This is a genomic window from Nonomuraea sp. NPDC050478, from assembly GCF_044458265.1.
Lineage (GTDB): Bacteria > Actinomycetota > Actinomycetes > Streptosporangiales > Streptosporangiaceae > Nonomuraea > Nonomuraea ferruginea.
The window spans coordinates 1,290,649-1,305,644 of the sequence record NZ_JBITHT010000003.1 but is presented as its reverse complement, the minus strand read 5'-3'; the positions used below and the strand labels follow the sequence as shown (position 1 = coordinate 1,305,644).

The 14,996-nt window shown below is 72.6% G+C and carries 16 protein-coding genes and 1 tRNA gene; 11 read left to right on the top strand and 6 right to left on the bottom strand.

Translation table 11 applies throughout. The features are described from left to right. Positions 1-60: 60 nt before the first annotated feature. Positions 61-133: transfer RNA gene (locus ACIBF7_RS20120), tRNA-Ala, on the top strand. A 47-nt stretch (positions 134-180) separates the two neighbouring features. On the opposite strand, the gene ACIBF7_RS20115 is transcribed toward ACIBF7_RS20120, so the two are convergent. Beyond that, the gene (locus ACIBF7_RS20115; RefSeq protein WP_271278521.1) at positions 181-999 is read right to left on the bottom strand and encodes an NAD(P)-binding domain-containing protein; all 819 of its coding nucleotides are present in this window, start codon (positions 997-999) and stop codon (positions 181-183) included. A gap of 114 nt (positions 1,000-1,113) precedes the next feature. Between ACIBF7_RS20115 and ACIBF7_RS20110 the strand changes: the two genes are divergently transcribed. Beyond that, positions 1,114-2,043, top strand: coding sequence for an MBL fold metallo-hydrolase (locus ACIBF7_RS20110; protein WP_397197791.1), 930 nt, complete (start codon positions 1,114-1,116; stop codon positions 2,041-2,043). Between the two features lie 30 nt (positions 2,044-2,073). Continuing rightward, positions 2,074-3,027, top strand: a complete 954-nt coding sequence (locus ACIBF7_RS20105) for a GNAT family N-acetyltransferase (RefSeq protein WP_397197789.1) — start codon at positions 2,074-2,076, stop codon at positions 3,025-3,027. Here the strand turns inward: ACIBF7_RS20105 and ACIBF7_RS20100 are convergent. Beyond that, a complete protein-coding gene (locus ACIBF7_RS20100; protein WP_364236580.1) occupies positions 3,015-3,989 on the bottom strand; it encodes a YafY family protein in 975 nt (324 codons plus the stop codon). The two genes, ACIBF7_RS20105 and ACIBF7_RS20100, sit on opposite strands and share 13 nt — an antisense overlap. A 44-nt stretch (positions 3,990-4,033) precedes the next feature. Here ACIBF7_RS20100 and ACIBF7_RS20095 point away from each other — a divergent pair, with 44 nt between their 5' ends. Continuing rightward, a complete protein-coding gene (locus ACIBF7_RS20095) occupies positions 4,034-4,486 on the top strand; it encodes a hypothetical protein (protein ID WP_148029989.1) in 453 nt (150 codons plus the stop codon). Here the strand turns inward: ACIBF7_RS20095 and ACIBF7_RS20090 are convergent. The 3 genes from ACIBF7_RS20090 to nhaA all read right to left on the bottom strand — a co-directional run bounded on the left by ACIBF7_RS20090 (position 4,483) and on the right by nhaA (position 7,226). Beyond that, positions 4,483-4,782, bottom strand: a complete 300-nt coding sequence (locus tag ACIBF7_RS20090) for a hypothetical protein (RefSeq protein ID WP_271278525.1) — start codon at positions 4,780-4,782, stop codon at positions 4,483-4,485. The two genes, ACIBF7_RS20095 and ACIBF7_RS20090, sit on opposite strands and share 4 nt — an antisense overlap. A gap of 104 nt (positions 4,783-4,886) precedes the next feature. Then, entirely contained in the window at positions 4,887-5,384 is a 498-nt protein-coding gene (locus ACIBF7_RS20085; RefSeq protein ID WP_271278526.1) for a hypothetical protein, read from the bottom strand. 18 nt (positions 5,385-5,402) lie between these two features. Then, positions 5,403-7,226 carry a Na+/H+ antiporter NhaA gene (gene nhaA / locus ACIBF7_RS20080; RefSeq protein ID WP_364236584.1) on the bottom strand — a complete coding sequence of 608 codons (1,824 nt, stop codon included), beginning with the start codon at positions 7,224-7,226 and terminating at the stop codon, positions 5,403-5,405. A 122-nt stretch (positions 7,227-7,348) separates the two neighbouring features. Between nhaA and ACIBF7_RS20075 the strand changes: the two genes are divergently transcribed. The 3 genes from ACIBF7_RS20075 (at position 7,349) to ACIBF7_RS20065 (ending at position 11,609) form a co-directional block, all read left to right on the top strand. Next, positions 7,349-8,368: an ABC transporter substrate-binding protein gene (locus ACIBF7_RS20075; protein ID WP_271278528.1), complete on the top strand. Its 1,020-nt coding sequence runs from the start codon at positions 7,349-7,351 to the stop codon at positions 8,366-8,368. A 106-nt stretch (positions 8,369-8,474) separates the two neighbouring features. Then, positions 8,475-10,034, top strand: a complete 1,560-nt coding sequence (locus tag ACIBF7_RS20070; protein ID WP_397197788.1) for a M28 family metallopeptidase — start codon at positions 8,475-8,477, stop codon at positions 10,032-10,034. 75 nt (positions 10,035-10,109) lie between these two features. Continuing rightward, a complete protein-coding gene (locus ACIBF7_RS20065; RefSeq protein ID WP_397197787.1) occupies positions 10,110-11,609 on the top strand; it encodes a M28 family metallopeptidase in 1,500 nt (499 codons plus the stop codon). Between the two features lie 37 nt (positions 11,610-11,646). On the opposite strand, the gene ACIBF7_RS20060 is transcribed toward ACIBF7_RS20065, so the two are convergent. Continuing rightward, on the bottom strand, positions 11,647-12,177 hold the full coding sequence (locus tag ACIBF7_RS20060) for a DUF523 domain-containing protein (protein ID WP_397197786.1): 531 nt from the start codon (positions 12,175-12,177) through the stop codon (positions 11,647-11,649). A 79-nt stretch (positions 12,178-12,256) separates the two neighbouring features. Between ACIBF7_RS20060 and ACIBF7_RS20055 the strand changes: the two genes are divergently transcribed. The 4 genes from ACIBF7_RS20055 (at position 12,257) to ACIBF7_RS20040 (ending at position 14,992) form a co-directional block, all read left to right on the top strand. Then, positions 12,257-12,622 (top strand): hypothetical protein, encoded by a 366-nt coding sequence (locus tag ACIBF7_RS20055; protein WP_397197785.1) that lies wholly within the window; start codon positions 12,257-12,259, stop codon positions 12,620-12,622. Further along, positions 12,619-12,999 carry a hypothetical protein gene (locus ACIBF7_RS20050; protein ID WP_397197784.1) on the top strand — a complete coding sequence of 127 codons (381 nt, stop codon included), beginning with the start codon at positions 12,619-12,621 and terminating at the stop codon, positions 12,997-12,999. Before ACIBF7_RS20055 ends, ACIBF7_RS20050 begins: the two co-directional genes overlap by 4 nt. Before the next feature lie 31 nt (positions 13,000-13,030). Continuing rightward, the gene (locus tag ACIBF7_RS20045) at positions 13,031-13,642 is read left to right on the top strand and encodes an SRPBCC family protein (protein WP_219548627.1); all 612 of its coding nucleotides are present in this window, start codon (positions 13,031-13,033) and stop codon (positions 13,640-13,642) included. A gap of 129 nt (positions 13,643-13,771) precedes the next feature. Beyond that, positions 13,772-14,992: a CynX/NimT family MFS transporter gene (locus ACIBF7_RS20040; RefSeq protein ID WP_397197783.1), complete on the top strand. Its 1,221-nt coding sequence runs from the start codon at positions 13,772-13,774 to the stop codon at positions 14,990-14,992. Positions 14,993-14,996: the final 4 nt, after the last annotated feature.

Below are 14,996 nucleotides of genomic sequence, written 5' to 3'. Positions count from 1 at the left end.
ATTAGGCGAATCGGCGGGATGGCTATATGCTCTCGGAGGCCCGCTCGCGAGCGGTGATCAGGGGCTATGGCGCAGTTGGTAGCGCGCCTCCATGGCATGGAGGAGGTCTGGGGTTCGAATCCCCATAGCTCCACAGACGATGCCCCGCCCTCACGGCGGGGCATTTTCGTGTCTCCGGCCTCAGTGGGCGAACGCGAATCCCGCCGCCCGGAGCTTGGCCGAGCTCACCGGTACGGTCGGCGTCCTGATCTCGCCGCGGAAGGTCAGCGGCGGCCACCCTCCGGCGGCGCAGATCTCGCCGAACACCTCCGCGTTCGTCCGGGGCGCGACGGCATCGGGGACGGCGTTGTAGATCCCCGTCAGGCCCTCGCCGACGACGAAGCCGAGGGCGGACGCCGCGTCCCTGTAGTCGATCCGGTAGAGCAGCGCCTCGGCGGAGAAGGGGACGCTCCCGCCCAGCATCTCGTGGGCGAGCTTCACCCGCGCCGGGTAGTCCATGTCACGCGGATGCCCGTACACGTCGGGGATGCGGACGACCGCCCCGCCGGCCGTGGCGAGCACGGCGGCCTCGGCGGCGGCGAAGTTGCGCGGGGAGGCGTCGGGGTCGCCGGTCACGGGCGTGTCCTCGTCCACCACGGCTCCCGTGCCGGCGCCGTAGACGGACACGGAGCTGGTGAAGACCACGCGGGGATGCGCCTCGACGGCGGTGCGGGCGCTGGCGGTCAGCGTGTCCGCGTACTCGGCGACCCGCTGGGCGGCGTCGAAGGAACGGGTCAGGCGCGGGCTCACGGTCAGGACGACCGCGTCGGCCTCCTCGACCACCCGCTGGACGGCCGCCCGGTCGCTGCCCCGCAGGACCGCCACGTCCGAGCACACCTCCCGGAGCTCGCCGACGCGGCCGGGCGTGGTGGTGGTGCCGGTCACCCGGTGGCCGGCGGCGGTCCAGCGGCGGGCCAGCTCCATGCCGACGTTGCCGCAACCGATGATCACATAACGCACGTCACGACCTCCTGAGGGAAACGCTGTTTCACTTTGCCTCATGGACCGCCCCGTACGCCAGCGAAACCGCGGCGGGCGGGGGAGTATGAGGGAGGGCTTTCGGCAGGAGGAGACATGGGCGAGCCGGTCGCGGAGGCGCGGTTGCGCCAGGTCGTGGACGGGGTGTTCGCGTGGGTGCAGCCGGACGGGACCTGGTGGGTGAACAACGCGGGCGCCGTCGCCGGTGACGGGGCCGTCCTCGTGGTCGACACGTGCGCCACCGAGCAGCGGACCAGGCGGTTCCTGGGGGCGCTGGACGAGGCCACCGGGGGCGTGCCGGTGCGGATGGCGGTCAACACCCATCAGCACGGCGATCACGCGTACGGCAACAGCCTGCTTCCCGAGGCCGCCGTGCTGTTCGGGCACGAGGCCATGCGGGAGGCGCTGCTGGCGGACTTCGTCATCGACGGGTGCCCGCCGTTCTGGACGCCGGTGCCCGACTGGGGGAACGTCACGCGGCGGGTGCCCGACGTGGCGATCCGCGGCGAGGTGACCGTGTTCGCGGGCGGGCGGCGGGTCGAGTTGCGGCACCCCGGGTACGCGGCGCACACGCCGGGCGACGTGGTGGCGTGGCTGCCCGAGGAGCGGGTGCTGTTCACCGGCGACCTGATCTTCAACGGGCTGACGCCGCTGGTGATGACGGGGTCCGTACGGGGTGCGCTGGAGTCGCTGGAGTGGCTGGCGGCGTTCGGGGCCGAGCACGTGGTGCCGGGGCACGGGCCCCTGGCGGACGCGGCGTCGCTGCCGGGGATCCTGGCGGCGCACGAGCGCTACTACCGGCTCGTGCTCGACGTCGCGCGGAAGGGGCGCGAGCACGGGCTCACTCCCCTGGCGGCGGCGCGGGGGGCCGACCTGGGCGAGTTCGCCGCGTGGGACGACGCCGAGCGGCTGGTGCTCAACCTGCACCGGGCCTACGCGGACGCCGAGGGGGGCGAGGTGGATCTGCTCACCGCCTTCGGCGACGCGATGACCTACCACGGCGGCCCGCTGCCGACCCGGGTCTGACGGCGGCCCGCCTTCTGGCAGCATGGCCGGGTGATCAATCCGACGACCACGGTCCGGGGGTTCGCCGCGGGGGATGAGGGGCCGCTCGTGGCGGCCTGGAACCGCGGGATGCCCGCCGACCCCACGACGTCCGGCTGGCTGCGTGACTGCGTGCTGCTCGATCCCAACTTCGACCCCGTGGGGCTGCGGGTGGCCGTGGTCGGCGGGGAATTCGCCGGGTGCGCGTACGGGGTGCGCAGGCTGGTTCCGCTCGCCCCGTCGACCGATCTGGAGCCGGGCATCGGGTGGATCCCGTTCTTCTTCGTGGCGCCGGAGCATCGGGGGCGCGGGCTGGGGCGGCGGCTGGTGGAGGAGGCGCTGGCGTTCCTGGCGCGGCATGGGCGCACGACGGTGGAGTTCGCCCCGTACACGCCCAACTACGTGCTGCCCGGGGTGGACGCGGCGGTCTATCCGGACGCGTACCGGCTGCTTGAGAGGCTGGGCTTCCGGACGTTGTACACGCCGGTGGCCATGGACCGCACGCTCGTCGGCTACACGATGCCGGACGAGGTGCGGGAGCTGCGGGCGGCGCGGGAGCGGGAGGGGTACGCGTTCCGGGCGCCGGCCGATGGGGAGCTGCCGGAGCTGATCAGGTTCGCGGCCGGGGTGTTCAATCCCGACTGGGGCGAGGCGATCAGGAGGATGGGCGACCGGGGGCGGCTGCTCGTCGCGGTGAGGGAGCGCATCGTGGGGTTCGCGGCGTACGGGGCGTACCGGGAGATCCCCGAGCGGTTCGGGCCGTTCGGTGTGGACCCCGCCGAACGCGGCACCGGGCTCGGCAAGATCCTGCTCCACGCGGCCATGACCGGGATGCGGGCCGAGGGGCTGCACGGGTCGTGGTTCCTGTGGACCGGCGAGACCGGCCCGGCGGGGAACCTCTACACGAGAGCCGGGTACGAGGTCACCCGGCGGTTCCACGTGATGCGGCTGGTTCAGCCGCGGTAGCGGCGGACGATCCGCTCGGCGGTGTCGGCGACCCGCTCGCGCAGCTCCGGAGGGGAGACCACCTCGGCGTCGGCGCCCAGCCTCAGGAACTCGGCCACCGCGTGCCCGACGGACTCGATGGGCAGCGTCACCGTGATCCAGCCCTCCTCGTCCGGCGGCTGGGCCGTCTCCTTCGCCGCCGCGACCACGCCGGGCGTCATCAGGTCGCGCAGCCGCTCCAGGCCGGACGGCGACAGCCGCACCACCGCCTCGCCCCGGCGCAGCCTGGCCTCGAACTCCGCCAGGTAGCCCTGCCAGTGGGCGGCCAGGTCGAAGCCCGCCGGGCGGGTGATCCGGCCCGGCAGCGGGTGGAGCTCCAGGATCTGCGACACGCGGTAGGTGCGCACGCCGTCGCCGCAGCGGGCCACCAGATACCACCGCCCGGCCTTGACTACCAGCCCGTACGGCTCCAGCCGGCGTTCCACCTCCTGGGGCGCCCGCCAGCGGCGGTAGCGGACCCGCAGCGGGTGCTCGTTCCACACGGCCTCGGCCACGGCCGGCAGGTGGGTGACCGGCTCCGGATCCCGATACCAAGCCGGGGCGTCCAGCAGGAAGCGCTCCTGGATGCGGCCGGCCCGGTCGCGCAGCTCCACCGGCAGCGCCGCCATCAGCTTGAGCTGGGCGGCCGCCACGACCGCGCCCAGCCCCAGCTCGGCCGCCGGGCCCGGCAGCCCGGCCAGGAACAGCGACTCGGCCTCGTCGGCGGTCAGCCCGGTCAACCTGGTGCGGTAGCCGTCGAGCAACTGGTAGCCGCCGCTCGGCCCGGCGTCGCCGTAGAGCGGGATGCCGGCGGCGTGCAGCGAGTCCACGTCGCGGTAGATCGTGCGGACCGACACCTCCAGCCGCTCGGCGAGCTCCCTGGCCGTCATCCGGCCCCGCGTCTGCAGGAGCAGCAGGATCGAGACGAGGCGGGAGGCGCGCACATCACTGACACTACATGTCAGCGACCCGCCCTTACCGTCTCCGCATGAACGACTTCGACTTCCTCGCCGGCACCTGGAACGTGGCCAACCGCCGCCTGGTCAAGCGTCTGGCCGGCAGCGACGACTGGGAGGAGTTCCCGGGCGTCTCCACCAGCACCCGCCACTTCGGCGGCGCCGCCAACTTCGACGAGATCCACTTCCCGACCCTCGGCTACAGCGGGCTGACGCTGCGGCTGTACGAGCCGGCCACGCGGCTGTGGTCCATCTACTGGTCCAGCAGCCGCACCGGCACGCTCGACCTGCCGCCCATGGTGGGCGGCTTCGACGGCGACCGCGGCCGGTTCTACGCCGACGAACTGCATGAGGGGACGCCGGTGCGCTCCCGGTTCCTCTGGACCGTGCTCGGGCCGGACGCCTGCCGGTGGGAGCAGGCGCTCTCGGCCGACGGCGAGCGGACCTGGGAGACCAACTGGACGATGGACTTCACCAGGGCCTAGGAGTTCGCCGACAGCAGCACGGCCGCGGCCAGGGCCACCACCAGCAGCAGGACGCCGCCCACCGCGAACAGCCACCACCAGCCCGACCGGGACTTCCTGGTCTCGTAGGCGACGTCGGGCAGCAGGTCCGGCGTGTAGTCGAGCCGCTGCGTCCGGTTGTCCTCCAGAGGCGGCATGCGCGGAGGCTGGGGGAACAGGGGCGCCGCGTTCGCGGGCGGCGGGAGGGGGTGCGGGGGCGTCGCCTGCCGCCGCGGCGGGGGCGGGGCCGGGCCGTCCCAGCGACGCCTGATCGTCATGTCCCCTTCGGGACCGCCGGGCTGCTCTGGATTCATGATGCCCTTCGGAGGCGGGGTGTGCTCCAAGATTGTCACATCTGCCGCCTTCGTCCCATCCGGATCGGTCAGGTCGGGGGCTGCTGCCAGCCCTGCGGGTTCTGGTAGGGCCCGGGGTTCGGGTTCTGGTACGGGCCCGCCTGCGGGTTCTGGTGCGGGCCGGCCGGGGGCTGCTGCTGGGGCGGGCCGGGCTGCTGCCAGCCCTGCTGGGGGCCGGGCTGCGGCTGCTGCCAACCCGGGGCGGCGGGCTGCGGGGTGCGGCGGGCTACCACGGCCCAGATCAGGAGGCCGACGCCCGTCGTCGCCAGCACGAACGAGACCAGCCCCAGCAACGCCAGCACGCCGCCCGCCTCGCGGAGGCCGACGGTCTCCACGATGGTCCGCAGGAAGATCGTCTGGCCGAGCCGGAGCAGGCCCTCCAGCAGCAGCGCGACGCAGCCCAGCAGGCCGATGACCGCCGCGCGTCCGTGGGTCCGCCGGCCCATGGCCGTGACCACGACGCCGATGCCCGGCACCGCGCAGGACAGGATCGCGAGCAGCACGTTGAGGAGGTTCGAAGAGGCCATGCCGGAGATCTCCATCCGTCAGGGGGTCTTTTTCCCGGGGGCGGCGGCGGGGCGTGCCTTCTCCACCGCTTCGATGATCGGTGCGAGGTCCAGCCTGCCTCGGTAGCGTACGCCGTTGATGAACAGGGTCGGGGTGCCTCGTACCCCGCTTTCCCGGCCTGATCGCTCGTCGCGCTCGATCCTGGCGGCGCGGGCGGCGATCGGAGCCGACAGGTCGACCTTCAGCTCGGCCGCGTAACGCGCGAGGTCGGCGTCGGCGAGTGCGCGCTGGGCGGCGTAGAGCTTGTCGTGCATCTCCCAGAACCGGCCGTCGCGGGCGGCCGCCTCGGCCACCAGCGCGGCGGCCAGCGCGCGCGGGTGCATGTCGCGGAGCGGGTAGTGGCGGAACACGAACCGCACGTCGGGGCGGCGGCGCCGCAGCTCCTCCAGGATCGGGTGCAGCCGCCCGCAGTAGGGGCACTCGAAGTCGCCGTACTCGACCACGGTGACGGCGGCGTCCGCCGGGCCGCGCACGTGGTCGTCGGGGCCGACCGGCGTGCTGAGCAGCTCCGGCCGCTCCTCCTCCGGCTCGGCGGCGGCGTCCGGAGGGGCGCACACGCCGCCCCGGTTCCACGCCAGTTTGAAGATGATCCAGCCGAGCAGCGCCGAGGCGATCGACCCGGCGAGGATGCCGATCTTGGCCTCGCTGATCAGCAGCGGGTCCTCGAAGGCCAGCTCCACGATGAACAGCGAGACCGTGAACCCGATGCCGGACACCGCCGCGCCGCCCAGCAGCTGGCCCCACACCAGGTTGCCCGGCAGGATGCCCCAGTTGAGCCGGAGCGGCAGCCAGGTGCCGAGGGTGATGCCGAGGAGCTTGCCGGCGAGCAGGCCCAGCGCCACGCCGATGGAGATCGGCGAGGTCATCGCCGCGCTCAGGGTCTCGCTGTCGAGCCGGATGCCGGCGTTGGCCAGCGCGAAGATCGGCACGATCACGTAGCTGCTCCACGGGTGGAGCAGCAGCTGCAGCCGTTCGTTCACGGAGACCGACATGCGCACCAGCCGCGTCGCCTCCACGGCCGCCCGCGGGTTGGGCGCGTAGGTCAGCTCCTGCACGGCCTCGCCGGCCCTGATCAGCTTCCGGTCGCTGGGCGCGTACACGAAAACCAGCACGCCGAGCGCGATGCCGACCAGCGTCGGGTGCACGCCGCTCTCCAGCGTCGCCACCCACAGCGCGAAGCCGAGCACGATGTACGCGGGCGCGCGCCAGATCCGCAGCCACCGCAGCAGCATGATCGCGGCGAGCAGCAGCACCGCGGTGACGAGCGCGGGGACGGACAGGCTCGCCGTGTAGAAGATGGCGATGATCATGATGGCGAGCACGTCGTCCACGATCGCCAGCGTGAGCAGGAAGGCCCGCAGCGGGTCGGGGCAGCGCGCCCCCACCACGGCGAGCAGGCCCAGCACGAACGCGGTGTCGGTGGCGATCGGCACGCCCCAGCCGACGGCGCCGGGCCCGCCCGCGTTGAGCATCAGGTAGATGCCCGCGGGGACGACCAGCCCGCCGAGCGCGGCGAGGGCCGGCACGGCGACCAGCCGGCGGTCGCGCATCTGCCCGAGGCGCATCTCGTAGGAGATCTCCAGGCCGATGACGAAGAAGAAGATCGCCATCAGCCCGTCGTTCACCCAGTGGCGCAGATCGAGGGAGAACGTGGCGTCGCCGAACGTGAGCCCGACCGGGATGTGCCAGAACGCCTCGTAGGTGTCGCCCCACGGCGAGTTGGCCCAGAGCATGGCCACGATCGTGGCGGCGAGCAGCAGCGTGGTGCTGCCTGCCTCGGTCTTGAATATCGCCCGGAGCATCGGCGGCTCACCCCCTGCGCTCGATCTTAAGGTTCCGCGGGGAGTGCACGGGTGACCCTTTCGACTTAGGTAAGCCTAAGCTAATATGCGGACCACGAATCGGTAAAGCCGGAGGAGTCCCCATGCCCACTGTCCCGCGTAGGGGACTCGTCGCCCTCGCCGTCGCCGCTCTGCTGGGAACCGCTGCGTGCGGCGGGACGGAGGCGCCGCCCGCGTCCGCGCCGTCCGCCTCCGCGCAGGAAGCCTGGAGCTGGACGGACGATCGCGGCAAGAAGATCTCCCTGCCGGCGCGGCCGGAGCGGGTGGTGGCCCAGTCCGCCTCCGCGGCGGCGCTGTGGGACTTCGGCGTGCGCCCGGTCGCCGTGTTCGGCCCGCACCGGCTCAAGGACGGCGGGCGCGACCCCGAGGTGGGCGAGGTCGACATCGCCGCCGTCGAGTCGATCGGCAACACGTGGGGCGAGTTCAACGTCGAGAAGTTCATCTCGGTCCGGCCCGACCTGCTCGTCTCGGGCATGTACCTGAAGGACTCGCTCTGGTACGTGCCCGAGGAGTCGGCGGACGCCATCGAGCAGGTCGCCCCGACGCTCGGCGTCCTGCTCGGCGGCAAGAAGCTCACCGAGGTCATCGAGCGCTACGCCGGCCTGGCCGCCGCGCTGGGCGCCGACCTGAACGCCGCGCCGGTCGCCGAGGCCAAGTCCCGCTTCGAGGCCGCGAGTGCCCAGCTCAGGGAGTCCGCCGCCGCGAGGCCGGGGCTGAAGGTCATGGTCGTCACGGCCACCCCCGACAACCTGTACGTCGCGTACCTGCCCGACCACCCCGACCTGGCCTACTTCAAGGAGCTGGGCCTCGACGTCGTCTCCCCGGCCAGTCCGACGGAGAGCGAGGGCGGTTTCTGGGAGGTGCTGAGCTGGGAGAACGCCGACAAGTACGAGGCCGACGTGATCCTGGTGGACGCCCGGGCCCAGTCCATGAAGGCCGGCGAGATGGCGAAGAAGCCGACCTGGAGCGAGCTGCCCGCGGTCAAGGCCGGTCAGGTCTACCCGTGGCGTGCGGCCGAACGGTACAGCTACCTGGGGTACGCCAAGGTGCTGGAGGAGCTGAAGACCAACGTGGATTCAGCCAAGGACGACGTAGTGGGCTGAAAATCGCATATCTGGGTCTTTTCAGGGTGCCTTGCTCTGGTTAACGTTCCAGCGCGACTTGAATCGGGGGAGACAGTCCCAACCAGATTCCTTGCGGAGGAGCCGAATGCGCTTCCACCTCCCCAAGGGCGTGGCCCGAGCCGGCACCCTGGCAGTGGCCCTCGCCCTTCCTCTCGCCTTCGTCACCCCGGCACAGGCGGATCCCGATCCGACGGCCTTGGCCAGATCGGTCAAGGCCAAGCCTGTCGTCCGGCACCTGGAGGCGTTCCAGCGGATCGCCGACGCCAACGGGGGCACCCGCGCCTCGGGCACGCCCGGCTACGACGCCTCGCGCGACTACGTGGCGGGCAAGCTGCGCCAGGCGGGTTACAAGGTCACGATCCAGCCGTTCGAGTTCCCGTTCTTCATGCAGAACTCCACGGCCACCATGCAACGGATCTCGCCCGATCCGCGCACGTACACCCCGACCCCGCCGGACGGCAGCGTGGTCGGCGAGTTCGCGACCATGACGTACTCCGGCGCCGGGGACGTGACCGCGACCGTGCAGAACGTGGACCTGCAGATCCCCCCGCCCGCCCAGCCGGGCTCGACCTCCGGCTGCGAGCCGGCGGACTTCGCCGGCTTCACGCCCGGCAACATCGCCCTGATCCAGCGCGGCAGCTGCGACTTCCGCGTCAAGGCGGAGAACGCCCAGGCCGCGGGCGCCGCCGGTGTGATCATCTTCAACGAGGGCCAGGAAGGCCGCACCGCGACCCTGCAGGGCACCCTCGGCGTGCCCACGGTCACGATCCCCGTGGTCGGCACCGGCTTCGAGATCGGCGCCGAACTGGCCGCCACGACCAGCGTGGTGCGCCTGGCCACCGACACCGAGAGCGAGACCCGCACCACCTACAACGTGATCGCCGACTCCCGGAGCGGCAACCCGGGCAACGTCGTCATGTTCGGCGCGCACCTCGACAGCGTCACCGCCGGCCCCGGCATCAACGACAACGGCACCGGCAGCGCGGGCATCCTGGAGACCGCCCTGCTCATGGCCAAGCTGCCGACGGTCAACAAGCTGCGCTTCGCCTGGTGGGGCGCGGAAGAGCTGAACCTGATCGGCTCCGAGTACTACGTGGCGAACCTGCCGGCCGCGGAGCGCGCGAAGATCAAGCTGTACCTGAACTTCGACATGATCGGCTCGCCGAACTACGCGTACAAGATCTACGACGGCGACGACTCCGACGCGACCGGCGCGCCCGCGGGCCCGCCCGGCTCCGACGAGATCGAGGCGACGTTCGAGCGGTTCTTCGACGCGCTGCGCCTGCCGCACGGCGGCACCGACTTCGACGGCCGCTCCGACTACGGGCCGTTCATCGAGGCCGGCATCCCGTCCGGCGGCCTGTTCACCGGCGCCGAGGGCGTGAAGACCGAGGAGGAGGCCGCGAAGTACGGCGGCACGGCGGGAGTCGCCTACGACCCGTGCTACCACCGGGCCTGCGACACGATCGACAACGTCAGCACCGAGGCGCTGCTGGTCAACACGGGAGCCATCGTGCACTCCGCGGTGACCTACGCCTACGACCGCAGCCTGCCGGGCGGCACGACCGCCCGCACGGACGCCGGTGCGCCGCTCCAGATGCGCGACGTGCCGTACCACGGGCACAACCACCAGGTCAGCCGGTAACCGTCACCGGCCGACACCCCGGCGGGGGAGCGGCGCACCACGCCGCTCCCCCTCTCACCCCCCACGGAGGACCCCGTGAAGTTACTCCCGGCGCTCTGCGCCGCCGTGCTCGCCGTCCCACTGGCCCTGACCGCGCCCGCCGCGGCGGCGGCCGCCGCTCCCGACATCCCCCTGTCGAACGTGAAGGCCCACCTGAGCCAGTTGCAGTCCATCGCCACCGCCAACGGCGGCAACCGGGCGCACGGCAGGCCCGGCTACCTGGCCTCCGCCAACTACGTCAGGAACCTGCTCAACGCCGCCGGCTACGCCACCACCCTCCAGTCGTTCACCTACAACGGCGCCACCGGCTACAACGTCATCGCCGACTGGCCCGGCGGCGACATGGACGACGTGCTCATGGTCGGCGCCCACCTCGACAGCGTGACCGCCGGCCCCGGCATCAACGACAACGGCTCGGGCTCGGCCGCCATCCTCGAAGTCGCGCTGGAGGTGGCCCGCCAGGGGCTGCAGCCGAACCGGCACCTGCGCTTCGCCTGGTGGGGCGCCGAGGAGCTGGGGCTGCGCGGCTCCCGCTACTACGTGAACAACCTGCCCGCCGCCGAGCGCGCCAGGATCGGCGGCTACCTGAACTTCGACATGGTCGGCTCGCCCAACGCCGGCTACTTCATCTACGACGGCGACGACTCCGACGGCACCGGGGCGGGGCCTGGACCCGCCGGGTCGGCCGAGCTGGAGCAGGTCCTGCAGAGCTACTTCGCGGGCATCGGCGTGCCCACCCGGGGCACCGACTTCGACGGCCGCTCCGACTACGGGCCGTTCATCAGCGCCGGGATCCCGGCGGGGGGCACGTTCACCGGCGCCGAGGGCATCAAGTCCAGCGCCCAGGCGCAGCTGTGGGGCGGCACCGCCGGGCAGGCGTTCGACCCCTGCTACCACCGCTCCTGCGACACCACCGCGAACATCAGCGACACCGCGCTCGACCGCAACACGGACGCCGTCGCGCACGCCGTCTGGACCCTCGCGACCGCCGAGCAGCCGCAGCCCGTCTGGTCCGACACCTTCGAGACCGCCACCGGCTGGACGGTGAACCCCGGCGGCACCGACACCGCCACCACCGGCGTGTGGGAGCGCGGTGACCCGCAGGCCACCGACTCCAGCGGCCCCAAGCAGCTCGGGACCACCACGAGCGGCGTCAACGCCCTGGTCACCGGCCCGCTCGCGGGTTCGAGCGCCGGCGCGTACGACATCGACGGCGGCGTGACCACCGTCAGGTCGCCGGCGATCACGCTCCCGACAAGCGGCCAGCTCCGGCTGTCGCTGTCGTGGTACCTGGCCCACGGCAGCAACGCCACCAGCGCCGACTTCTTCCGGGTACGGGTCGTCGGCACGACCACGGCGACCGTGGTGGAGCGGCTCGGCGCGGCCGTCGACCGCGACGCGGCCTGGGCCACCGCCACCGCCGACGTCTCCGCCTTCGCCGGGCAGACCGTGCGCGTCGTCGTCGAGGCGGCCGACGCGGGCACCGCGAGCCTCGTCGAGGCGGCGGTGGACGACGTGGTGATCACCCGGCAGTGAACCGGAGGGCCGGGCGGGACGCACTCCGCCCGGCCCGTCACCCAGGACGCGGAGAGGAGGAGCCCGCCTCGCCGGAGGACTCCAGGGCGTCCAGGCAGGCCGCCGCCTCCTCGACGTGGTCCTCGCCGAACACCCGGATGCCGTGGCGCTCCAGCAGGGCCGTGGTCACGCCCCGGCCCGCGGCGCGACGGCCGGTGAACGTCCCGTCGTACACGGCCAGCGTGCCGCACGACGGGCTGCCCTCCTTCAGCACCGCCAGCCGGGCCCCGGCGTCGCGGGCGGCGGCCAGCGCGGCCCGCGCCCCCGCCAGGAACTCGGCCGTCACGTCGGACCCGTCGGCGGCCAGCACGCGGGCCCGCCCGTCCAGCACCGCCGCCCCGCCCGCGCCGCCCTCGATCTCGGCGGCCGGCCGCGGCACGGGCAGCCCGCCCTGCACCTCAGGGCAGAACGCCACCAGCCGCCCCTCGCGCCGCCAAGCCGCCAGCCGCTCGTCGGAGCTGGTCTTGGCGCCGCCGTCGTAGCGGACCCGGCGGCCCATCAGGCACGCGCTGACGAGGATCCTCTCCATACCTCCGATCCTAGGCAGCGGCCCGAGGGCGCCGGACGGGATCGGGAACCGGCCCGGGCGGGCGATAACCTGTGCTGCGATGAACACCACCGTTGCCACGATCGTCATCGTCGGCGCGCTGCTGCTGGCGCTGGCGAGCCTGATCACCGCCATCCGCGACCGGCCCATGGGCGTGGTCCTGCTGGCCGGGTTCGTCCTGCTCGAAGTGGCGGTCCTGGTGCAGGCGGGGTTCGTGATCGCCGCGCTGGCCGGCGGCGAGGGGCCGTCGGGCGAGGCGGTCACGATCTACGGCTACCTGATCGCCGAGGCGCTCATCCCGCCCGCCGGGGTGTTCCTCGGGCTCGCCGAGCGCAGCCGCTGGGGCCCGGCCATCCTGGTCGTGGCCGGGTTCGCGATCGCGGTGATGACCGGGCGGCTGCTGCAGATCTGGCAGGGCGTGGCGTGACCACCACCGGCATCGGCTCCGGCCCCGGCCGGGCGCTGCTCGCCCTCTACGGGCTGTTCGCGCTGGCCGCCGGCGCCCGCGCCGCCGTGCAGATCGCCACCAGGTTCGGCGAGGCGCCGGTGGCCTACTCGCTGTCGGCCTTCGCCGCGCTGGTCTACCTGCTGCTCACCGTCGCGCTCGCACGCGGCGCGAGACGGCTCGCGCTGGCGGCGCTCCTCATCGAGCTGGCCGGGGTGCTCGTCATCGGCACCGTGAGTCTGCTCGACCCGGCCGCCTTCCCCGACGAGACCGTCTGGTCGGGCTACGGCAGGGGCTACCTGTACATTCCGCTCGTACTGCCGCTCGTGGGCCTCTACTGGCTGTGGCGCCGACGTTAGGCGCGCGCGTGCCCGGGCAGCAACGAGTCCCATGAGTACGATCGAGCACGCCGTAGAGGTCAACGTTCCGATCAGGGTCGCGTACAACCAGTGGACCCAGTTCGAGAGCTTCCCCGAGTTCATGGAGGGCGTGGAGTCCATCAAGCAGGTCACGGACACGCGTACCCACTGGATCACCGAGATCGCCGGCGTCAAGCGGGAGTTCGACGCCGAGATCACCGAGCAGCACCCCGACGAGCGCGTCGCCTGGCGGTCGGTCGAGAGGCCGCACCAGGCCGGCGTCGTCACCTTCCACCGGCTCGGCCCGGAGACCGCGAGGGTCCAGCTCCAGATGGAGTACGACCCCGAGGGGTTCGTGGAGAAGGCCGGCGACTGGCTCAACATCGTCCAGGCGCGCGTCAAGGGCGACATGCAGCGCTTCAAGGAGTACATCGAGGGGCGCGGCGGCGAGACCGGCGCGTGGCGGGGCGACGTCCCCGGACCGCACCAGCACGGCTCCGCGCTCGGCGGCGGCGATCGCCCGGTCCCGCCCGGCACGGTCGGCGGCGACACCGGCTTCCCCCAGGACCCCGGCACGCTCCCGCCTCCCGGCCCCGTCCCGCCGCGCAACGAGCCGCCCCAGGGCCCCCGGCCGGTTCTGTAACGTCCCCGTTCCCCCGCAAGCCCCCGATGTTTCGGGGGCTTTGCCATGCCCGTGGAATAGATGTCTCATTTGTAACTGTTATCCTGTCGATTCATCCCATGACTTGATGAGTGGAGGATTCCGTCCGGCATGAGCGTGCTCACTCAGGAGGCCCGGCCCAGAACCGGCCCTCTCGCCTGGCTCCTCGTGCTGGGGATCGTCCTGGCCGCGCTGAACCTGCGCACCGCCGTCACCAGCGTCGGCCCGCTGCTCGACCAGCTCGCCGCCGCGCTCGGCATGTCCAGCGTCGGCACCGGCCTGCTCACCACGCTGCCGGTGCTGGCCTTCGCCACCGTCGGCGCGGTCACGCCCACGCTGGCCCGCCGCGTCGGCGAGCACAGGCTGCTCCTGCTCGCCCTGGTCACGCTGGGCACGGGCATGCTGGTGCGGGTCCTGGTCGACTCCGCGCCGGTGTTCCTGGCCAGCAGCGCCGTCGCCCTGTCGGGCGGGGCCGTCGGCAACGTGCTCATCCCGACGCTGATCAAGCGACACTTCCCGGCCCGTACCGGGGTCATGACCACCGTCTACACCACCTCGCTGGCCGTCGGCACCATGCTCGCCGCCGCGGCCACCGTGCCGATCGAGCAGGCCTCGGGCGACTGGCACGTGGCGCTGGGGGTGTGGGCGGCGCTGGCCGCGGTCTCCGCCATCCCGTGGCTCGCGCTCCTGCGCAGTGAGCCGGAGCGGGGCGACGGCCGTCCGGGTGGCGGCCTGCGCCGGATGGCGCGGAGCAGGCTGGCGTGGGCGATCGCCGTCTACTTCGGCACCCAGTCGATGATCGCGTACATCATGTTCGGCTGGCTCGCCACCATCCTCACCGACGGCGGTTACACGGTGAGCCAGGCGGGCGTGATCCTCGGCGTCTTCACCGCGCTGAACATCCCCGTCTCGCTCCTCGTCCCTCTCGTCGCCGCCCGCTTCCGCGACCAGCGGCCGGTGGTGGTCGGCCTGGTGGTCGCGTACACGGCCGGGTTCCTCGGGCTGTGGCTGGCGCCCGCCTCCACCGCGCCGGTGTGGGTGGTGCTGGTGGCGGCCGGCATGGGCTCGTTCCCGCTGGCGCTCACCATGCTCGCCGTGCGCACCCGCACGCCGGAGACCACGTCGTCGCTGTCGGCGTTCGGGCAGAGCGCCGGCTACCTCATCGCCGGCGCCGGCCCGCTGCTCGTCGGCGTGCTGCGCGAGGTGGGCGGCGGGTGGACGCTCCCGTACCTGCTGATCTTCGCCGTGCTGGTCGCGCAGCTGTTCACGGGCCTGTACGCGGGCCGTGACCGGTATGTGGAGGACGAGCGGCGGGTGTCTCTGCCAGGATGACGTC